Source organism: Bradyrhizobium sp. NAS96.2 (assembly GCF_001908235.1).
Classification (GTDB): Bacteria; Pseudomonadota; Alphaproteobacteria; order Rhizobiales; family Xanthobacteraceae; genus Bradyrhizobium.
The window spans coordinates 1-16,921 of record NZ_LGHK01000120.1 but is presented as its reverse complement, the minus strand read 5'-3'; the positions used below and the strand labels follow the sequence as shown (position 1 = coordinate 16,921).

Sequence of the window (16,921 nt, the reverse complement as noted above, 5' to 3'; positions counted from 1 at the left end):
CAGCCGCGCCACGCGCGCGAGCAGCCCGTCGGTGCCTTCGATGTCCTCCACCGCAACCACGTGACCGTCGATCACCACCGCCGCCTGGCCGATGTCGAACGGCCCGAGCGCATCGAGCACGCCGCGGCCGCGCGCGATATCGGCGAGCGCTGCGCTGTCCGGCGTCGCGCGCGTCACCGCGCCTTCCGGCATCAGGAGATCGGGCGCGACATCCTTGATCCCGACCATGCGAAATCCCTGCTGCTCGAGGATGCGACCGACGCTCGACAGCAAATGATCGTCGCCGCCGCGGAACGCGCGCACGACATGGCCAAGCAGGCGCAGCGTCCCCCAGTCGAGCCTGATCTCCGACAGCGCCGGACGCACCAAGGTGCCGATGAAGATCAGGTCGCGGCAGCCTTCATCGCGAAACAACCGGGTCGCCCGCCCAAGCTGGCCGACCGAGATCCAGCGGTGACGAAACCGCTGCGCGCGCGCCGGATCACAGGCGCCGCGCAGCGCGAACAGCACCGGCGTGATGCCACGCGCGGTGAGCTGATCGGCGACCGCAAACGGCATGGCGCCGCCGCCGGCAATCACGCCGACGGGCGAGGAAAGCGAGGGAGCCGCTGACGTCATGCTGGCGGCCATCCCATGCTCAATTGGTGTCGGCGGGAAGGCAGAGCGGCCGCAGCTTGCCGCCCTCGATGAAGGTGAGGATCTCCGCGATCGCGGGATCCTCGCTTGCCAGCGGCTGCACCGAAGCCAGCCGCTCGGCGAAGATGCCGGGGCCGTGGAACAGCTTCTGATAGAACGCGCGCACCGTCGCCAGCCGCGCCTTGGTGAACTGGCGGCGGCGCATGCCGATGATGTTGAGGCCTTCGAGCACCGCGTACTGGCCGTTGGCGAGCCCGAACGGGATGATGTCGCCGCGCACGCCGCAGACGCCGCCGATCATCACCTGCGAGCCGACGCGGGTGAACTGGTGTACCGCCGACAGGCCGCCGATATAGACGAAGTCGCCGATCTCGCAGTGGCCGCCTAGTGTCGCTGACGTCGCGAAGATCACGCCGTTGCCGACCATGCAGTCATGGCCGACATGGCTGTTGTTCATGAAGAAGCCGCGATCGCCGACGCGGGTGAGCCCGCCGCCCTTGATCGTGCCGACGTTCATCGTCACGCCCTCGCGGATCGTGCAGGCTTCGCCGACTTCGAGACGGGTCGGCTCGCCGCGATAGCTGAGATCCTGCGGCGGCCCGCCGAGCGCGGCAAACGGCGAGATGACGCAGCCGGCGCCAATCTTGGTATGCCCGCTGACCGTGACATGCGCGATCAGCTTGCAGTTCTCACCGAGCACGACATTGGGGCCGATGATGCAGTACGGACCGATCTCGGTGCCGGCCCCGATCACAGCGCCATCCGCAATCCGCGCAGTGGGGTCGATCATGCTCATGAAGTTTCGATCCGGAATTCGTTAATGGCGCCAAGGTGCTATCAAGGCGCAATGCTGTCGATTTGGGCGGTCGTTAGCGCGACTTTGACCGCCCTGTCCAGTGACGTATCATGACGGCCTGTTGCAAACGAGAAGGTCGCAACCGATCCATGGTCCGGGCCGCCGCGCTGATCCTCAGCCTGCTCTCTGCGCCGACCGGCCCGGAGACCGTCGACCTCGGCAACAGCACGACCGTCGACCTTTCGCGCTTCGACTGCCGCGACATCAGTCGCAGCACGATCGTCCAGCGGGTCTGCTACAGCGCGGGCGAGCGGACGCTGCTGGTCGCGGTCAGGGGCAGCTACCAGCACTATTGCGGCGTGCCTGCAGAGACCTACGACGCGCTGATGATCGCACCATCGATGGGCGTCTTCCTCAACCGCGTCCTGCGCATCGCCGGCGCGGACGGCCGATACGCCTGCCGGACGTCGTGAGCCCGGCGGCGCGCTAGTCCGTCAGCATCGCGCCGACATCGGCCTCGGCGACCACCTGGCCGTTGACCTTGGCGTCGCCGTGAAACCACCACATCGTCTTGCGGCGGCCGAGCGAGCGCATGTGGTACTCGATGGTGTCGCCGGGCATCACCGGCTTCCTGAATTTGCACTTGTCGATGGTGAGGAAATACACCGCGCGCGGCTTCTCGGTGCCTTCGACCGACTTGATGCCGATCACGCCGGCGGTCTGCGCCATCGCCTCGATCATCATGACGCCGGGGTACACCGGGCGATCCGGGAAATGTCCCTGGAACGGCGGCTCGTTGAAGGTGACGTTCTTGATGCCGATACCGCTGTAGTCGGTGCGGATCTTGATCACGCGGTCGATCAGCAACATCGGAAAGCGATGCGGGAGCGTCTTCAGGATATCGTTGATATCCACCAGCTCGAATTTGACCGGTGCCTCCTCCATCACTCCTGTTCCTTGCCCTTGGCCTCGTTGTCGCGCACCAGGCGCTCCACTGCGATAATTTCCCGGAACCACTGCTTGGTCGGCTTGGCGAAATGCCCGCCCCAGCGGCCATTGGCCGGGATGTCGTCCTTGACCGCACTCATCGCCGTCACCTGGGCGCCGTCGCCGATCTTGAGGTGGTTGTTGATGCCCACCTTGGCGCCGAGCGCGACATTGTCGCCGATCGTCAGACTGCCGGCGAGCCCGATCTGAGCCGCGAGCAGGCAGTGCCGGCCGATTGTGACATTGTGGCCGATCTGGACCTGATTGTCGATTTTGGTGCCCTCGCCGATCACGGTGTCACGCAGGGAACCGCGGTCGATCGTCGAGGCCGCGCCGACCTCGACATTGTTCTGGATCACCACGCGGCCGGTCTGCGGCACCTTCACGTGGCCTTTGGGCCCGAAGAAGATGAAGCCGTAGCCGTCCTGGCCGATATTGCAGCCGGGATGGATCAGGACATTGTTGCCGATCAGCGCGAACTGAATGGTGGTCTTGGCGCCGACATTGCAGTCGCGGCCGATCTTGACGTCGGCGCCGATCACCGCGCCGGCGCCGATGATGGTGCCCGAGCCGATCTCGACCCGCGGGCCGATCACGACCAGCGGATCGACGATGACACCGTCCTCGAGGCGCGCGGTCGGATCGATGATCGCCGACGGGGCGATCCCCTCGGTATCGAACCAGGATTGCGGCCGCAGCGCATCGGCGTGCCATTCACGGGCGAGCTCGACGAACACCTGGAACGGCTTTGCGGCCCGCAGCACGGCCGTGCCCTTCGGCACCTGCGCCTCGAAGCGCGGGCTGACCAGGCAGGCACCGGCCTTAGTCGCCGCAAGCTGGTCGGCGTATTTGAGATTGTCGAAAAACGCGAGATGCATCGGACCGGCCTCGTCGAGCGAGGCCAGTCCCCTGATCTTATGCGCGCCCCTCGCGGGGTCGACCAGTTGCGCCTTCGTCAGCGCGGCTATTTCAGCCAGCGATGACGAAGGAGGACTTTTGAAGAAGATCGGCTGCGCCATTCCATCCGTCGCAGTCCGGTCGAGTGGCGGGGTTAGAAAGTCGTACCGCCACCAAACCGGAATTCTTGCACGCGGTCATACGCGCCCTTGGTCAGCGGGATCGCGTAGTCGAAGCGCAGCGGACCAAACGGCGACTGCCAGATCAGGCCGACACCGACCGAGGTACGGACCACCTTGCTGTCGTCGAATGACAGGCCGAGGCAGGTGCCCGGAGACGGCGGGTTGTTCGTCGGCTTGATACAGCCGGGCTGGTTGACTTCGCCCGTCGCCGCCCACGAGGTCGGGCCCTTGTAGTCGTACAGCCCGCCGGCGTCGGCATAGACCGCGCCCTTGAGCCCGACTTCCTTCGGCAGGAACCAGAACGGCATCTGCAGTTCCGCCGACACGCCCCAGTACTTGGTGCCACCGATGGCGTCCATCGTGCCGTACGGGTTGATGTCACGCGGACCGATACCGTTCGGCGCGAAGCCGCGGACCAGGTTCGGGCCCATCTGGAAGTGATCCAGCATACGCAGTTCGTCGCTGCCGAGCTTGTTCAGGATGCCGCCCTGCGCGTGGATCACGCCGACGATGTCCGACACCAGCGGGGTGTAGTACTTCGCGTCGATCGCGGACTTGATGTAGCTGACGTCGCCACCGACGCCGGCGAAGTCCTGCTTGAAGTCGACGATCAGACCGTCGGTCGGGTTCTTGTTGTTGTCGAGGGTGTTGTAGTTGAGCGTGTAGCCCAACGCCGAGGTCAGCGTCTTGCCACCCGCCAGCTCCTTGCGGACCGGCAGCGAGGCTTCGCCATCGGAGAAGCAGCCGAGACCATTGGTCGACACCAGGCTGATCCCGTTCAGGTTCGCGTAGGCCGGGCTCGGATTGAACGCCGGATTGGGAGTTACACCGTCAGCGAGGAATGGATTGTTGTTACAGTTGTTCAGCGTCGACGGCAGGGTGATTTCCTGCTGATAGACCGAGTAGCGCAGCTGCAGCGACAGATCTTCCCGCAGGCTGAAGCCGAGCCGCGGGCTGAAGCCCAGCGTCTTGGTGCCGTAGGCGATGTAGCTGTTGGACAACTGCTGGCGCTGGTAGAAATCGAGGCCGAGCGCGACGCGATAGTCGAGCAGATAGGGCTCGACGAACGACAGCGAGTAGCCGCGGGCGTACTGACCGTAGGTCACCGAGGCCTTCGCGAACAGGCCGCGGCCGAGTAGGTTGCGCTCGGAGACGCTGACTTCGGCCAGCGCGCCGTCGGTGGTCGAGTAGCCGCCCGACACCGAGAAGTCGCCGGTCGACTTCTCCTCGAGATCGACAATCAGGATGACGCGATCGCTGGAGGACCCGGGCTCGGTGGTGATCTTCACGGTCTTGAAGAAGTCGAGATTCTTCAGCCGGCGCTCGGCACGGTCGACCAGCGCACGGTTGTAGGCGTCACCTTCCGAGATATCGAACTCGCGGCGGATGACGTAGTCGCGCGTGCGGCTGTTGCCGCGAATGTTGATGCGCTCGATATAGGTGCGCGGACCTTCATCGATCGCGAAGGTGATCGACACCGTGTGATTGTCGAAATTGCGATCGCCGCGCGGCCGGACCACCGCGAACGCGTAGCCGCGGCGGGACGCCTCGATCTGCATCTCCTCGACCGACTTCTCCAGCGCCTCGGCGTTGTAGAGCGAGCCGACATTGACGCGCGAGAACGAGCGCAGTGCGTTCGGATCGAGCGTATTGATCGACGACGTGAAGTTGACGGACGCGACGCGGTACTGCTGGCCCTCCTCGATCTTGAAGGTAACCAGGAAGCCCTTCTTGTCGGGATCGTATTCGGTCAGCGCAGCCACGACCTGAACGTCGGCATAGCCGTTCTTGAGGTAGAAGCGGCGCAGCAGGTCACGGTCGGCCTCGACCCGGTCGGGATCGTAGACGTCATTGCCGCCGAGGAAGCTCAGCAGATTCGATTCGCGGGTCTTGATGACGTCGCGCAGGCGGGACGCCGAATAGGCATTGTTGCCGATGAACTCGATCGACCGCACGCCGGTCTTCACGCCTTCATTGACCTCGAAGATCAGGTCGACGCGGTTGTTCGGCTGCTCGATGATCTGCGGATTGACCCGCACGTCGTAGCGGCCGGAGCGGCGATAGATTTCCGCGATGCGCAGCGCATCCGACTGCACCATCGGACGCGAGAAGGTGCCGCGCGGCTTGGACTGGACTTCGGCGGTGAGCTGCTCGTCCTTGACCTTCTTGTTGCCCTCGAAGGCAACGCGGCCAATCACCGGGTTCTCGACCACGACCACGACGAGGCGTCCGCCCCGCTGGTCGATATGGACGTCCTGGAACAGGCCGGTCTCGATCAGCGCCTTCAGGCCGTCGTCGATCTGGGCCTGGCCCAACCGACCGCCCGGTCCGGGATGGAAATAAGAGCGGATGGTTTCGAGCTCGACGCGGCGGTTCCCCTCCACCGTGATCGAATCAACCGTCTGCGCATACGCAGGCGCAGACACAGCTACGGCCGACAGAGTGGCCGCCACCGGCGCGGCGAACATGACCAAGGCGGCGAACAAGCCCCCCCTCACTCGCATTCCAAACATCATGCGCAACGCGCCCTTATCTTAACAGTGCCAAGTCGTTCCCCAACGACCCGACAGATTCCCAACCTGCCGCTCAGCTTGTAGCCAAATTTGCCAAGGGGGCAAACTTACTAGAGCTGAACATTTCCATTTTCGTTCCAAGACGTTGCCCATTGGCAACGTCACAGAAAAGCCCCGTTTCAGGACCCGGCGATCCTGAGGATGTCGTTATACGTCGCAAACACCATCAACATCAGAACCAAACCCAGCCCGATTCGGAAACCCACCTCTTGCGTCCGCTCTGAAAGCGGGCGTCCACGGAGCGCCTCTGCGCTGTAGAAAAGCAGGTGTCCGCCATCCAGAAGTGGGATCGGGAACAGGTTCAACAGACCGATCGAGACCGACAGGATGGCGCAAAGATTGACCACGAACTGGAACCCGGCGCTCGCGGCCTGGCCCGAAAGCTTCGCGATTCCAATGACTCCGCTCACCTCGGCCGGGTTGCCGGTCCCGACGAACAGCGACCCCAGGAACTTGAACGTGCTGGCAATGATGTACCAGACCTGCTCGACGCCGATCTTCATGGCCTCGAAGACGCCGACCGGCGCGCTGGATGCTTCGCCGACCTGCGCCTTGTGCTCGATTCCGAGCACGCCGATCTTGTGCGCGTTGCCGAAGGGATCCTTGACCTCCTTCAGCGCCGGCGCTGCCTTGAGCGAGACGACCGCGCCGTCGCGCTTTACCTTGAACCCAAGCTCTGAACCAGCGTTCGACGCTACGATCCGCTGCATGTCAGCGAAGCTCTGGATGGCGCTGCCGTCGATATCCACGACGACGTCGCCGACCTTGAAGCCGGCATTCGCGGCGACGCTTTCGGCGACCAGGCCGTCGACCCGGGCGATCGTGCTGGGCTTGCCGTAATAGAGCGCCATGCCCGCGAAAATCAGGGCGCCGAGAATGAAGTTCGCGACCGGTCCGGCCGCGACGATCGCGGTGCGCTTGCCGACGGATTTGTGGTGGAAGCTGCCTTCGCGCTCCTCCGCGGTCATGGCGGCGAGCGTTTCCGTCGACGGCGTCGACGCCTCGCTGTCGTCACCGAAGAACTTGACGTAGCCGCCGAGCGGAATTGCCGAGATCTTCCAGCGCGTGCCGTGCCGGTCGTTGAAGCCGGCAAGCTCCGGCCCAAAGCCCAGCGAGAAGGTCAGCACCTTCACGCCAGCCCAGCGCGCAACCAGGAAATGGCCAAGCTCGTGGAAGAAAACGACGATGGTCAGGACAAAGAGAAACGGAACGATATAGCCGAGAAGCCCATGGCTCAACGCATTGATACTATGAAGAAAATACTCGGGCATCCGAATTCCCCTCGACAAGAGCGATTAAGCTCCGTCCCCAACCCTCTAGGTTGCCTTTAAGGCAATTTGAGGCAATAGGGCGGCAGCTTTATTTCGCGCGATATGGTCAACGGAAATCGCATCATCCGCCGAATGCAGTGGTGGCTGATTCCCCGACCTGATCCAATCATTCATCGTCGCCTCGACCAGCCGGGCGATCGCACCGAACTTGATCTTGCCAGCGATAAATGCGGCGACCGCAATCTCGTTCGCGGCATTGTAAACCGTCGTCGCGCCGTGCCCCAGCCGCAGCGCCTCGTAGGCCAGCCGCAGTCCGGGGAAGCGCTGGAAGTCCGGCGCCTCGAAGGTGAGCTGTCCGATCTCGGCGAGATCCAGCTTGGCTGACGGGCCGACGACGCGATCGGGCCAGCCGAGGCAATGCGCGATCGGGATCCGCATGTCGGGCGTGCCGAGCTGGGCCACCACCGAGCGATCCGAGAACTCGACCATGCCGTGGATGATCGACTGCGGATGCACCAGCACGTCGATCTCGTCGGGAGCCAGGGCGAACAGGTAGGACGCCTCGATCACCTCAAGGCCCTTGTTCATCATCGAGGCGGAATCGATCGTGATCTTCTGCCCCATGCTCCAGTTGGGATGCTTCAGCGCCTGTTCCAGCGTCGCCTGCTCGATGTCGGCGGGAGCCCAGGTGCGGAACGGCCCGCCGGATGCGGTGATGATCACCCGCGTCAGTTCCTCGCGATTGCCGGAAGCGAGCGCCTGGAACAGCGCATTGTGTTCCGAGTCCGCCGGCAGGATGCAGGCGCCGGCCTTCTTGGCCCGCTCCATGAAGATGTCCCCGGCGCAGACCAGGCACTCCTTGTTGGCGAGCGCGACGGTTGCGCCGCGGTCCACCGCGGCAAGCGCCGGCTTCAATCCGGCAGCACCGCTGACCGCCGCCATCACCCAATCCGCCGGCCGTGCGGCGGCCTCGATGATGGCGCTCTCCCCGGCCCCGCATTCGATCCGGGTTCCAGCCAGCGCGTCCTTCAGCTCGGAAAGCTTCGCCGGATCGGCAATGGCAGCGAACCGTGCACCGAACTCCTTGGCGAGCTTGGCAAGACCCTCGACATTGCTGTTCGCGGTCAGCGCCTCGACCTGGTAGCGGTCGCGCGCGCCTCGCAGCAGATCCATCGTGCTGTCGCCGATCGAGCCGGTGGCACCGAGGACAGTCACGGTCCGCACGGCTGATGCCGCGACGGCCTTGTTGTTACGCAACGGAACTGCGCTCATCTCATCACCAAACCATAAGACCGCGTCCGACGCCATCGGCGCCACCACGGAGAAAGCCGAAAATCGCCGCCACAATGACGGCCGCGACAAATCCGTCCAGGCGATCCAGCAGGCCGCCATGGCCGGGAATGATGTGGCTCGAATCCTTCACCCCGAACCGCCGCTTCACCGCGGATTCGAAGAGATCGCCGAGTTGCGAGACCACCGACAACACGGCTCCGAGCATCAGCAACGGTCCTGTCGTCCCGATCTCGAAGGCGGCAAAGCCGGCCGCAACAAGCAGGCTCGCCACGAAACCGCCGATCGCGCCAGCCCATGTCTTCTTCGGACTGACCCGCACCCAGAGCTTCGGCCCGCCGATGCTGCGGCCTGCGAAATAGCCGCCGATATCGGTGACCCACACGACCAGCAGCACGAACATCAGCGCGGCGAAACCCTTCACCGGATCGAGCCGCAGCACAACCGATGCGATCTCGGCGGCCGCGGCATAGAGCAATCCCGCAATTGCCCAGCCGCGCCGTTCGCCCGACGTCAACGCCACAGCGACCACACCGACCACGAGCACGTCCACGGCCGCATCGATGCGGCCGGCCATCAAACAAAGTCCGATCAGCAGCAGCGCTAAGGCACCGGGCACCACGACGCGGAGTTCGCGTCCGAACCCGGTGACGGCAAGCCATTCCACAAACAAGCCGACCGCTGCCAGCGTCACCAACAGCGACCAGGCGACGCCGCCCAGATAGGCCAGTGCGATCGCGACCGGCGCCAGCATCAGCGCCGCAACGACGCGCATCGCGAGGTTGCGCGACCCCTGATCGGCTGCTGCCTCAGGCGGCTGCTCGCTTGCTGCCGCCGGCGCGGCTTCGCCCTTGCTCACGAGCCGGTTTTCGCGGCGAGGCCGCCGAACCGGCGCTCGCGTTTGCCGTATTCCGCAATCGCGCCCTCAAGCGCCGCCTTGTCGAAATCCGGCCAGTGAATCGGCACGAACACCAGCTCGCTATAGGCGGCCTGCCACATCAGGAAGTTCGACAGACGCTGCTCGCCGCTGGTGCGGATGATCAGATCCGGATCCGGAATGTCGGGCGCATCGAGATAGTGCCCGAGCGTGTCGGCATCGATCGAGTTGGCGTCGCGCTTGCCTTCGGCGACCTCGCGCGCAAGGCGCCGCGCGGCGGCGGCGATCTCCGCCCGCGAACCGTAGTTGAAGGCGACAACAAGGTTGAGCTTGGTATTGTTCCTCGTGAGCTCTTCGGCCTCGTTGAGCAGCGCGCAGATGTCGCCGTCGAGCCCGTCGCGCTCGCCGATCACGCGCACCCGCACCCCGTCGCGGTGCAGCGTCGCCAGATCGTTGCGGATGAAGCGGCGCAGCAGGCCGAACAGATCGCCGATCTCGCTCGCGGGTCGCGACCAGTTTTCCGAGCTGAACGAGAAGATCGTGAGATAGACGATGCCGAGTTCATGGGCCGCACGCACCACACGGCGCAGCGCCTCGACGCCGCGGCGATGGCCCTCGACGCGCGGCAGCCCGCGCGACGCGGCCCAGCGCCCGTTGCCGTCCATGATGATCGCCACATGCAACGGGCCGCCGGAGCGATCCGGTCCGTCAGTTGCTGGGGCGGCGGCGTTCGACATCGGCTGTTCCTGTACCGTCTCAGACCGTCAGGATTTCCTTTTCCTTGGCGGCAAGCAGCTGATCGATTTCGACGATCATGCCGTCGGTCGCCTTCTGCACCTCGTTCGACAGGCGCTCCTGATCGTCCTCGGAGATCTCGTGATTCTTCTCGAGCTTCTTGATCACGTCGAGGCCATCGCGCCGCACGTGGCGCACCGCAACCTTGGCCGCTTCGGCGTATTTGTGCGCGACCTTGACGAGCTCCTTGCGGCGCTCCTCGTTGAGCTCGGGAATGCGCAGCCGCAGCACCTGACCTTCGGTCGCCGGCGACAGGCCGAGATTGGAATCGACGATCGCCTTTTCGACCGCCTTCACCATCGTCTTGTCCCAGACCTGCACCGAGAGCAGGCGCGGCTCGGGCACACTGATGGTCGCAACCTGGTTGAGCGGCATATGCGAGCCGTAAGCCTCGACCTGGACCGGCTCCAGCATGGAGGCCGCGGCGCGGCCGGTACGCAAACCGCCGAGTTCGTGCTTGAGCGATTGTGTGGCGCCCTGCATGCGGCGCTTCACGTCGTTGATGTCAAAACCAGGTGCGGCCATGACGTTCTCCCTTTCACTAGAAACCGGCTGTCGACGCCCTCGGGTCCAAAATCCGGACCCGGAGGCGTGGCAATCAGCCGGCGACGACCGTGCCGTGTCCGGTACCGCGCAGAATCGCACCGATCGAACCGGGCTCCGCGATCGAGAACACGATGATAGGCAGCGACGTCTCGCGGGCAAGCGCGAAAGCAGTCGCGTCCATGACCTTGTAGCCGCCCTCGATCGCCTGCGAATGGGTCAGACGGTCGAAGCGCTTGGCTTTGGGGTCCTTCTTCGGATCGGCGTTGTAGACGCCGTCGACATTGGTGGCTTTCAGCACCGCCTGCGCGCCGATCTCGGCCGCACGTAGTACTGCGGTGGTATCGGTGGTGAAGAACGGGTTGCCGGTTCCACCGCCGAGCAGGACGATGCGTCCCTCGGCGAGATATTTGTGCGTCGCACTACGGGTGAACAGCTCGGAAATCTCCGGCATCACGAATGCCGACAAGGTCCGCGCCGGGGTGCCCTTGCGCTCGATCGCCGCCTCCAGCGCGAGGCAGTTCATCATGGTCGCAAGCATGCCCATGGTGTCGCCGGTCGGCCGCGACACGCCGCGCGAGGACACCTCGACGCCTCGGACGATGTTGCCGCCGCCGATCACGACGGCGACCTCGATGCCGAGCTTGCGGGCCGCGATCAAGTCGTCGGCGACGCGATCGACCGTCGGTTGATCGATACCGAACCCGTGGGAGCCGGCCAGATATTCGCCGGACAGCTTGATCACCACGCGACGATAGATCGGCTCAGCCATGATGCGATCGCTTTCCTATCCCGCGCAGGCAGGCCTCCGGCGCAAAGCGCTGGACGCCTGGTGTCAGCGGTTACTTCTTGCCGCTGGCGGCCGCGACTTCGGCGGCGAAGTCGCTTTCCTGCTTCTCGATTCCCTCACCGAGAGCATAGTTCACAAAGCCAGCGATTTTGATCGGCCCGCCGACCTTACCCTCAGCTTCCTTCACCGCCTGGGCAACCGACTTGCCGCTGTCGTGGATGAAGGCCTGATCGAGGAGGCAGACCTCCTTGTAGTAGGTCTTCAGGCCGGAATCGACGATCTTCTCGATGACGTTCTCCGGCTTGCCCTGCTGGCGGTACTTGTCGGCCAGCACGTCCTTCTCGCGCTTGACGGTCTCCGGATCGAGCCCGGCCGGGTCGAGCGCCAGCGGCTTCGCCGCCGCGACATGCATGGCGAGTTGGCGGCCGAGTACCGCGAGCTCGTCGGTCTTGCCGGCGGACTCCAGCGCCACGATCACGCCGATCTTGCCGGCGCCCTCGATGACGGCGTTGTGGACGTAGCTCGACACCACGCCCTGGCTCACCTCGAGCGAAGCGGCGCGGCGCAGCGACATGTTCTCGCCGATGGTCGCGATCGCGTCCGAAATCGCCCGTTCCACCGTGAAGTCGCCAACCTTGGCGGCCTTGATGGCCTCGACGTCGGAGCCGTGCTTCAGCGCGACCTGGGCAATCATCTTGACCAGGCCCTGGAACTGCTCGTTGCGCGCAACGAAATCGGTCTCCGAATTGACCTCGACCAGCACGCCCTTGGTGCCCGAAGTCAGCGCGCCGATCAGGCCCTCGGCTGCGACGCGGCCGGCCTTCTTGGCGGCCTTGGAGAGGCCCTTCTTGCGCAGCCAATCCTGCGCCGCCGTCATGTCGCCGTCGGTCTCGGTCAACGCCGCCTTGCAATCCATCATGCCCGCGCCGGTCGACTCGCGGAGTTCCTTGACCATCGCTGCAGAGATCGTTGCCATCGTTCCATGTCCTTCTTGCCTGTACAGAAACCGCGGCGCCCGATGGCGCCGCTGTCAGCGACAGGAAAATCGTTGTTCGTGGAATAGAAGCGGCGGCCGGGTCAGACCCGGCCACGCCGCGTAACTGTTATTCCGCTTCGGCGAGCGTCTTGGCCTGGGCGACCCAGGCGTCGGCACGGCTCGGCAGACCGACTTCTTCGCCGATCTTGTGCGCGGTGTCGTGATCAAGCTCGGCGAGCTGCCAGTAGTGGAAGATGCCGAGATCGTTGAGCTTCTTCTCGATCGCACCGGACACGCCGGTGAGCTTCTTGAGGTTGTCGGCAGTGCCGCGCGGACCAGCCAGCCCCTGGAAGCCGGACGGCGTCGCCGCCGGAAGGTCTTCCTGCACCGGCGATGCCGACGCACCGATATCGATTCCGGAATCGCCCTGAGCGCGCGAGATGCCGTCGATGGCGGCGCGCGCCACGAGGTCGCAATACAGCGAGATCGCGCGGCCGGCGTCGTCATTGCCCGGCACCACATAGGTGATGCCCTTCGGGTCCGAATTGGTATCGACGATCGCGGCGACCGGGATGTTGAGCCGCTGGGCTTCCTGGATCGCGATGTCTTCCTTGTTGGTGTCGATCACGAAGATCATGTCGGGAAGACCGCCCATGTCCTTGATGCCGCCGAGCGAACGGTCGAGCTTGTCGCGCTCGCGCTGCAGCGTCAGCCGCTCCTTCTTGGTGTAGGAGTTGGCTTCGCCCGACGACAGCACGTCGTCGAGATGGCGCAGGCGCTTGATCGAGGCCGAGATCGTCTTCCAGTTGGTCAGCGTGCCGCCGAGCCAGCGCGAGTTGACGAAGTACTGCGCCGAACGCTTGGCCGCATCGGCAACGCCGTCCTGGGCCGAGCGCTTGGTGCCGACGAACAGGATGCGGCCGCCCTTGGCGACGGTATCGCTGACCGCCTGCAGGGCACGGTGCAGCATCGGCACGGTCTGCGCGAGGTCGATGATGTGGATGTTGTTGCGGGCGCCGAAGATGTAATCCTGCATCTTCGGATTCCAGCGGTGGGCCTGGTGGCCAAAGTGAACGCCAGCTTCAAGCAACTGACGCATAGAGAAATCGGGTAGCGACATAGTGATAATTCTCCGGTTGGTTCCTCCGGAAACGTGTGAGCAGACGAGCCTTATGGCCCGGCTGCCACCGGACGGCCTTTTGAGCCATGTTTCCGTGTGAGATGGCGCGCTATATAGCCTGATTTGCGCCAGAAGCAAGGAAATACGGCCGGTTTGACCGGCCGGATAGGCCCAAATCGTGCCGAAACGGCCCTGTTTGGCGGCCCAAGGGCTATCGCAGGTGCGCGGGGCCAAAATATCGAAAAACAACCCCATGCAAAGGAGCAGGCCGGCGACCGACGCGGTCACGCACGATTCAAATTTTGTCTTTTGACCTTGGGGCAGGCAAACATCCGCCCACGTGGTCGTTGCCACCGTGCGCGGCGATGAACATGGCGACGGCCGACCGGCAATAGGATTCGATTTCGTTGTCGTCCTCTGCTCTCGCCTCATCGAAGCGTGCGATCATCAGGAGATCGGATCCTTTGAAAAGCGCTGCAAACAAGCGGGCGGACCGGAGAGGATCGGGCACGTTCAGAACCGCCTTCGCGTGCAACTGACGCAAGAGAGCCTCGATTTGGGCGATGACATAGGCGGGGCCGGCTTCGAAATGGAGCCTGCTTAACGAGTTTTGACTCGTCTTGTCGGCCATGACCATGGCTTCGACGCTGCGGACGTCTGATCTCAACAGCGTGCGAAGCAGTAATGATGCCACCGCCATGAGCTGATCTTCGACCGAACCGTCGACGCCTTCAAGAAGGGCCTGGGGTGCAAACAACTGATGGCAGCCGGCCGCCATGGCCGCGCTGAACAGCGCCTCCTTGTTCTCGAAGTGCCGATAGATGCTGAGCTTGGATATCTTCGCCCGCTGGGCGACCTTGTCCAATGTCGTCGCTTGAAAACCCAACTCCACAAAGAGTTCGCGCGCGGCGTCGACGATCGTTTGGCCAAGCGCCTCGTTGGCGGGCCGTCCACGCCGGCCCTGTCTGCTTTCGGTCACGACAATTCCAGTACTTGACAGTATTCAAATTCTTGCATTACGATACCATTAAGTATCTGAAATATGCAAGCCAATGGGTAGGTTTCAACCTGTCCTCCAACGGAGCCCATCACCATGGATGACGTCATCATCATTGGCGGCAGCTTTGCCGGTCTCGCCGGCGCCCTGCAGCTCGGCCGTGCCCGCCGCAAGGTCACCGTTCTCGATACCGGTCTGCCACGCAACCGCTTCGCCGGCCACTCGCATGGCCTGCTCGGCCACGATCACAAGCCGCCGCTGGACATCCTGGCCGAGGCGCGGCAGCAGCTGGCGCGTTATCCCACGATCAAGCTGGTGAGTGCCCGGGCCGAAAGTGTCTCCGGCGCGATCGACGATTTCAACGTCCTCACTTCCGATGGCGGAAGCTTTGGGGCGCGTCGTCTGATCCTGAGCTATGGCGTCGCCGACCAGATGCCTGATGTTCCGGGCTACGCCGACAGCTGGGGCACGTCCATCGTGCCCTGCCCGTATTGCGACGGCTTTGAAGTCGCCGGCCAGCATTGGGGCCTCATCTGGTCCGGCCCGCAGTCGCACAATCAGGCCAGGCTGTTCCTCGATTGGACCGACAAGTTGACGCTCTTCGCCGATGGTCACGACATTCCGCCTGATATCCAGGCCGATCTGGCGCGCCGCAAGATACCTGTCGTCGATGGCCGGATCGTCGAGATCGCCCATCACAAGGGCCATATCGCCACCGTCAATCTCGATACCGGCCGCAATGTCGCAGTCGACATCCTGTTCGCCCATCCGCGCAACAAGCCGTCCGCAAGCCTGCATGAATCACTGGGCCTTGCCACCGTAGTTACGCCCGTCGGCATCGCCCTCAAGGTCGACGAGCGCCGCCAAACCAGCATGCCCGGCGTCTACGCCGCCGGCGACCTCGTCACGCCCTTCTTGCCCTCGGTCACCCAGGCATCATCGCAGGGCGCGATGGCGGGTATCTTCGCCCAGCAGTCGATGGTGGTTTGAGAGCGCAGATTCCCTTCTCCGGTTGCCGCGGACCATCAAATTGGAGTTGAGGGAAGAGAACGATGTCGAAAGAACCAATGAACAGCTTCGCCGGAAAATGGGCTCTGATCACCGGGGCGTCGAGTGGGCTCGGCCTTGAATTCGCAGATCTACTGGCTGCGTAGAAAGTCAATCTCGTATTGGCGGCCCGACGGCAGGAGTCGATGGAAAAGCTTGCCTCCGATCTCCGCCGAAAATACGGGGTGAATGTGCTGGTCGAGGCGATCGATCTTGCCGCGCCGGGCGCGGCCAGCCGCTTGAAATGCAGTCTCGACGCGAGGGCGGCGACCGTCGACATCTTGCTGAACAATGCCGGATACGGCTTGCACGGCGACTTATTGGAAACGCCGATCGAGCGCACCGCGAACATGATCCAGCTCAACATCACGACGCTCACAGAGCTGACCTATCTCTTCGGCCGCGAGATGGCCAAGCGGCGATCTGGACATATCCTTCTCGTCGCCAGCCTCATGGCCTTCCAAGCCGTTCCCAGCTACGCGGCCTATGCCGCGACCAAGGCATATGTACTCGCCCTTGGCGAGGCCCTGCATAACGAACTCCTCCCGCATGGTGTGGTTGTTACCACTCTCTGCCCGGGGCACACCGCGACGGGCTTCGATGCTGCAGCCGGCGCAACCACATCGGCCTTGCTCCGCCTCCTCACCATGAAGCCTCGTCCGGTCGCAGCGAGCGGCATTCGGGCGTTGTTGCAAGGAAAGGCTATGGTGGTCGCGGGCCTGTCGAACAAGATGGTGGCCTTTTCAAATCGTCTGACGCCGCGATCAATGCAAAGGGCCACGATGAAAAGAATAGTGGACGCTTAACTCCTGGAGCGCTGGCGTGTGGGGCTCCTCGAACAAGCGGGGCCTCTGAAGGCTGACGATGCAGACGGGGGCTGCGATCCGGATCTGGTCGTTCCTCCCAAGGATCAGCGGAGAATGGATCGCTTCATCCTGTTCGCCCTCGCCGCTCGCTGGAGACGATGCACGCTTTGGCATCGGACAGCCTAGTTAAGAACGATGCAGAACGAGGATATGTCATGGCACAGCACAATGCCGATCGGGTCGCCGGCTGGAATGACCAAAGCGGGGAGCGCTGGGTCGCCCACCAGGCCCGGCTCGACGCCATAGCAGCGGTGTTCGGCCAGGCCGCGATCGAAGCC

Annotated in this window: 16 protein-coding genes and 2 pseudogenes; 4 read left to right on the top strand and 14 right to left on the bottom strand. The window is 63.8% G+C overall.

Going from position 1 to position 16,921, the window contains the following annotated elements; genetic code table 11:
- Together AC628_RS24920 and lpxA are read right to left on the bottom strand one after the other, a co-directional pair.
- Positions 1 to 618, bottom strand: a 618-nt coding sequence (locus AC628_RS24920) for an LpxI family protein (protein ID WP_074129445.1), incomplete at its 3' end; no start/stop codon positions are given.
- Positions 619 to 637: 19 nt separating this feature from the next.
- Positions 638 to 1,432, bottom strand: a complete 795-nt coding sequence (gene lpxA, locus AC628_RS24915; protein ID WP_050626390.1) for an acyl-ACP--UDP-N-acetylglucosamine O-acyltransferase — start codon at positions 1,430 to 1,432, stop codon at positions 638 to 640.
- Positions 1,433 to 1,581: 149 nt separating this feature from the next.
- Here lpxA and AC628_RS24910 point away from each other — a divergent pair, with 149 nt between their 5' ends.
- A complete protein-coding gene (locus tag AC628_RS24910) occupies positions 1,582 to 1,905 on the top strand; it encodes a KTSC domain-containing protein (protein WP_074129443.1) in 324 nt (107 codons plus the stop codon).
- Positions 1,906 to 1,918: 13 nt separating this feature from the next.
- Here the strand turns inward: AC628_RS24910 and fabZ are convergent, their stop codons facing one another.
- The 12 genes from fabZ to AC628_RS24850 form a co-directional block, all read right to left on the bottom strand.
- A complete protein-coding gene (fabZ, locus tag AC628_RS24905) occupies positions 1,919 to 2,377 on the bottom strand; it encodes a 3-hydroxyacyl-ACP dehydratase FabZ (protein ID WP_016841580.1) in 459 nt (152 codons plus the stop codon).
- Positions 2,377 to 3,438, bottom strand: coding sequence for a UDP-3-O-(3-hydroxymyristoyl)glucosamine N-acyltransferase (gene lpxD, locus AC628_RS24900; protein ID WP_074129442.1), 1,062 nt, complete (start codon positions 3,436 to 3,438; stop codon positions 2,377 to 2,379). The genes fabZ and lpxD overlap by 1 nt, the downstream gene beginning before the upstream one ends.
- Before the next feature lie 32 nt (positions 3,439 to 3,470).
- Positions 3,471 to 6,014, bottom strand: coding sequence for an outer membrane protein assembly factor BamA (bamA, locus tag AC628_RS24895; RefSeq protein WP_074129441.1), 2,544 nt, complete (start codon positions 6,012 to 6,014; stop codon positions 3,471 to 3,473).
- A 176-nt stretch (positions 6,015 to 6,190) separates the two neighbouring features.
- The gene (gene rseP / locus AC628_RS24890; RefSeq protein WP_074129440.1) at positions 6,191 to 7,342 is read right to left on the bottom strand and encodes an RIP metalloprotease RseP; all 1,152 of its coding nucleotides are present in this window, start codon (positions 7,340 to 7,342) and stop codon (positions 6,191 to 6,193) included.
- Between the two features lie 45 nt (positions 7,343 to 7,387).
- On the bottom strand, positions 7,388 to 8,614 hold the full coding sequence (gene dxr, locus AC628_RS24885) for a 1-deoxy-D-xylulose-5-phosphate reductoisomerase (protein ID WP_074129444.1): 1,227 nt from the start codon (positions 8,612 to 8,614) through the stop codon (positions 7,388 to 7,390).
- 4 nt (positions 8,615 to 8,618) lie between these two features.
- Positions 8,619 to 9,491, bottom strand: a complete 873-nt coding sequence (locus tag AC628_RS24880; RefSeq protein WP_074129439.1) for a phosphatidate cytidylyltransferase — start codon at positions 9,489 to 9,491, stop codon at positions 8,619 to 8,621.
- Complete coding sequence (locus tag AC628_RS24875) at positions 9,488 to 10,246, bottom strand: isoprenyl transferase (RefSeq protein ID WP_050423845.1); 759 nt, start codon at positions 10,244 to 10,246, stop codon at positions 9,488 to 9,490. The genes AC628_RS24880 and AC628_RS24875 overlap by 4 nt, the downstream gene beginning before the upstream one ends.
- Positions 10,247 to 10,265: 19 nt before the next feature.
- A complete protein-coding gene (frr, locus tag AC628_RS24870; protein WP_024583513.1) occupies positions 10,266 to 10,829 on the bottom strand; it encodes a ribosome recycling factor in 564 nt (187 codons plus the stop codon).
- Between the two features lie 73 nt (positions 10,830 to 10,902).
- Positions 10,903 to 11,619: a UMP kinase gene (pyrH, locus tag AC628_RS24865; RefSeq protein WP_074129438.1), complete on the bottom strand. Its 717-nt coding sequence runs from the start codon at positions 11,617 to 11,619 to the stop codon at positions 10,903 to 10,905.
- Positions 11,620 to 11,689: 70 nt separating this feature from the next.
- On the bottom strand, positions 11,690 to 12,613 hold the full coding sequence (gene tsf / locus AC628_RS24860; protein ID WP_074129437.1) for a translation elongation factor Ts: 924 nt from the start codon (positions 12,611 to 12,613) through the stop codon (positions 11,690 to 11,692).
- 127 nt (positions 12,614 to 12,740) lie between these two features.
- A complete protein-coding gene (locus tag AC628_RS24855) occupies positions 12,741 to 13,733 on the bottom strand; it encodes a 30S ribosomal protein S2 (RefSeq protein ID WP_074129436.1) in 993 nt (330 codons plus the stop codon).
- A gap of 295 nt (positions 13,734 to 14,028) precedes the next feature.
- Positions 14,029 to 14,712: a TetR/AcrR family transcriptional regulator gene (locus AC628_RS24850; protein ID WP_074129435.1), complete on the bottom strand. Its 684-nt coding sequence runs from the start codon at positions 14,710 to 14,712 to the stop codon at positions 14,029 to 14,031.
- A gap of 114 nt (positions 14,713 to 14,826) precedes the next feature.
- Between AC628_RS24850 and AC628_RS24845 the strand changes: the two genes are divergently transcribed.
- From AC628_RS24845 to AC628_RS45490, 3 genes and pseudogenes are all read left to right on the top strand, one after another.
- Entirely contained in the window at positions 14,827 to 15,720 is an 894-nt protein-coding gene (locus AC628_RS24845) for an NAD(P)/FAD-dependent oxidoreductase (protein ID WP_074129434.1), read from the top strand.
- Positions 15,721 to 15,782: 62 nt separating this feature from the next.
- Positions 15,783 to 16,583 (top strand): annotated as a pseudogene (locus AC628_RS24840) (SDR family NAD(P)-dependent oxidoreductase).
- Between the two features lie 215 nt (positions 16,584 to 16,798).
- Positions 16,799 to 16,921, top strand: a pseudogene (locus tag AC628_RS45490) (SAM-dependent methyltransferase); the annotation flags it as partial.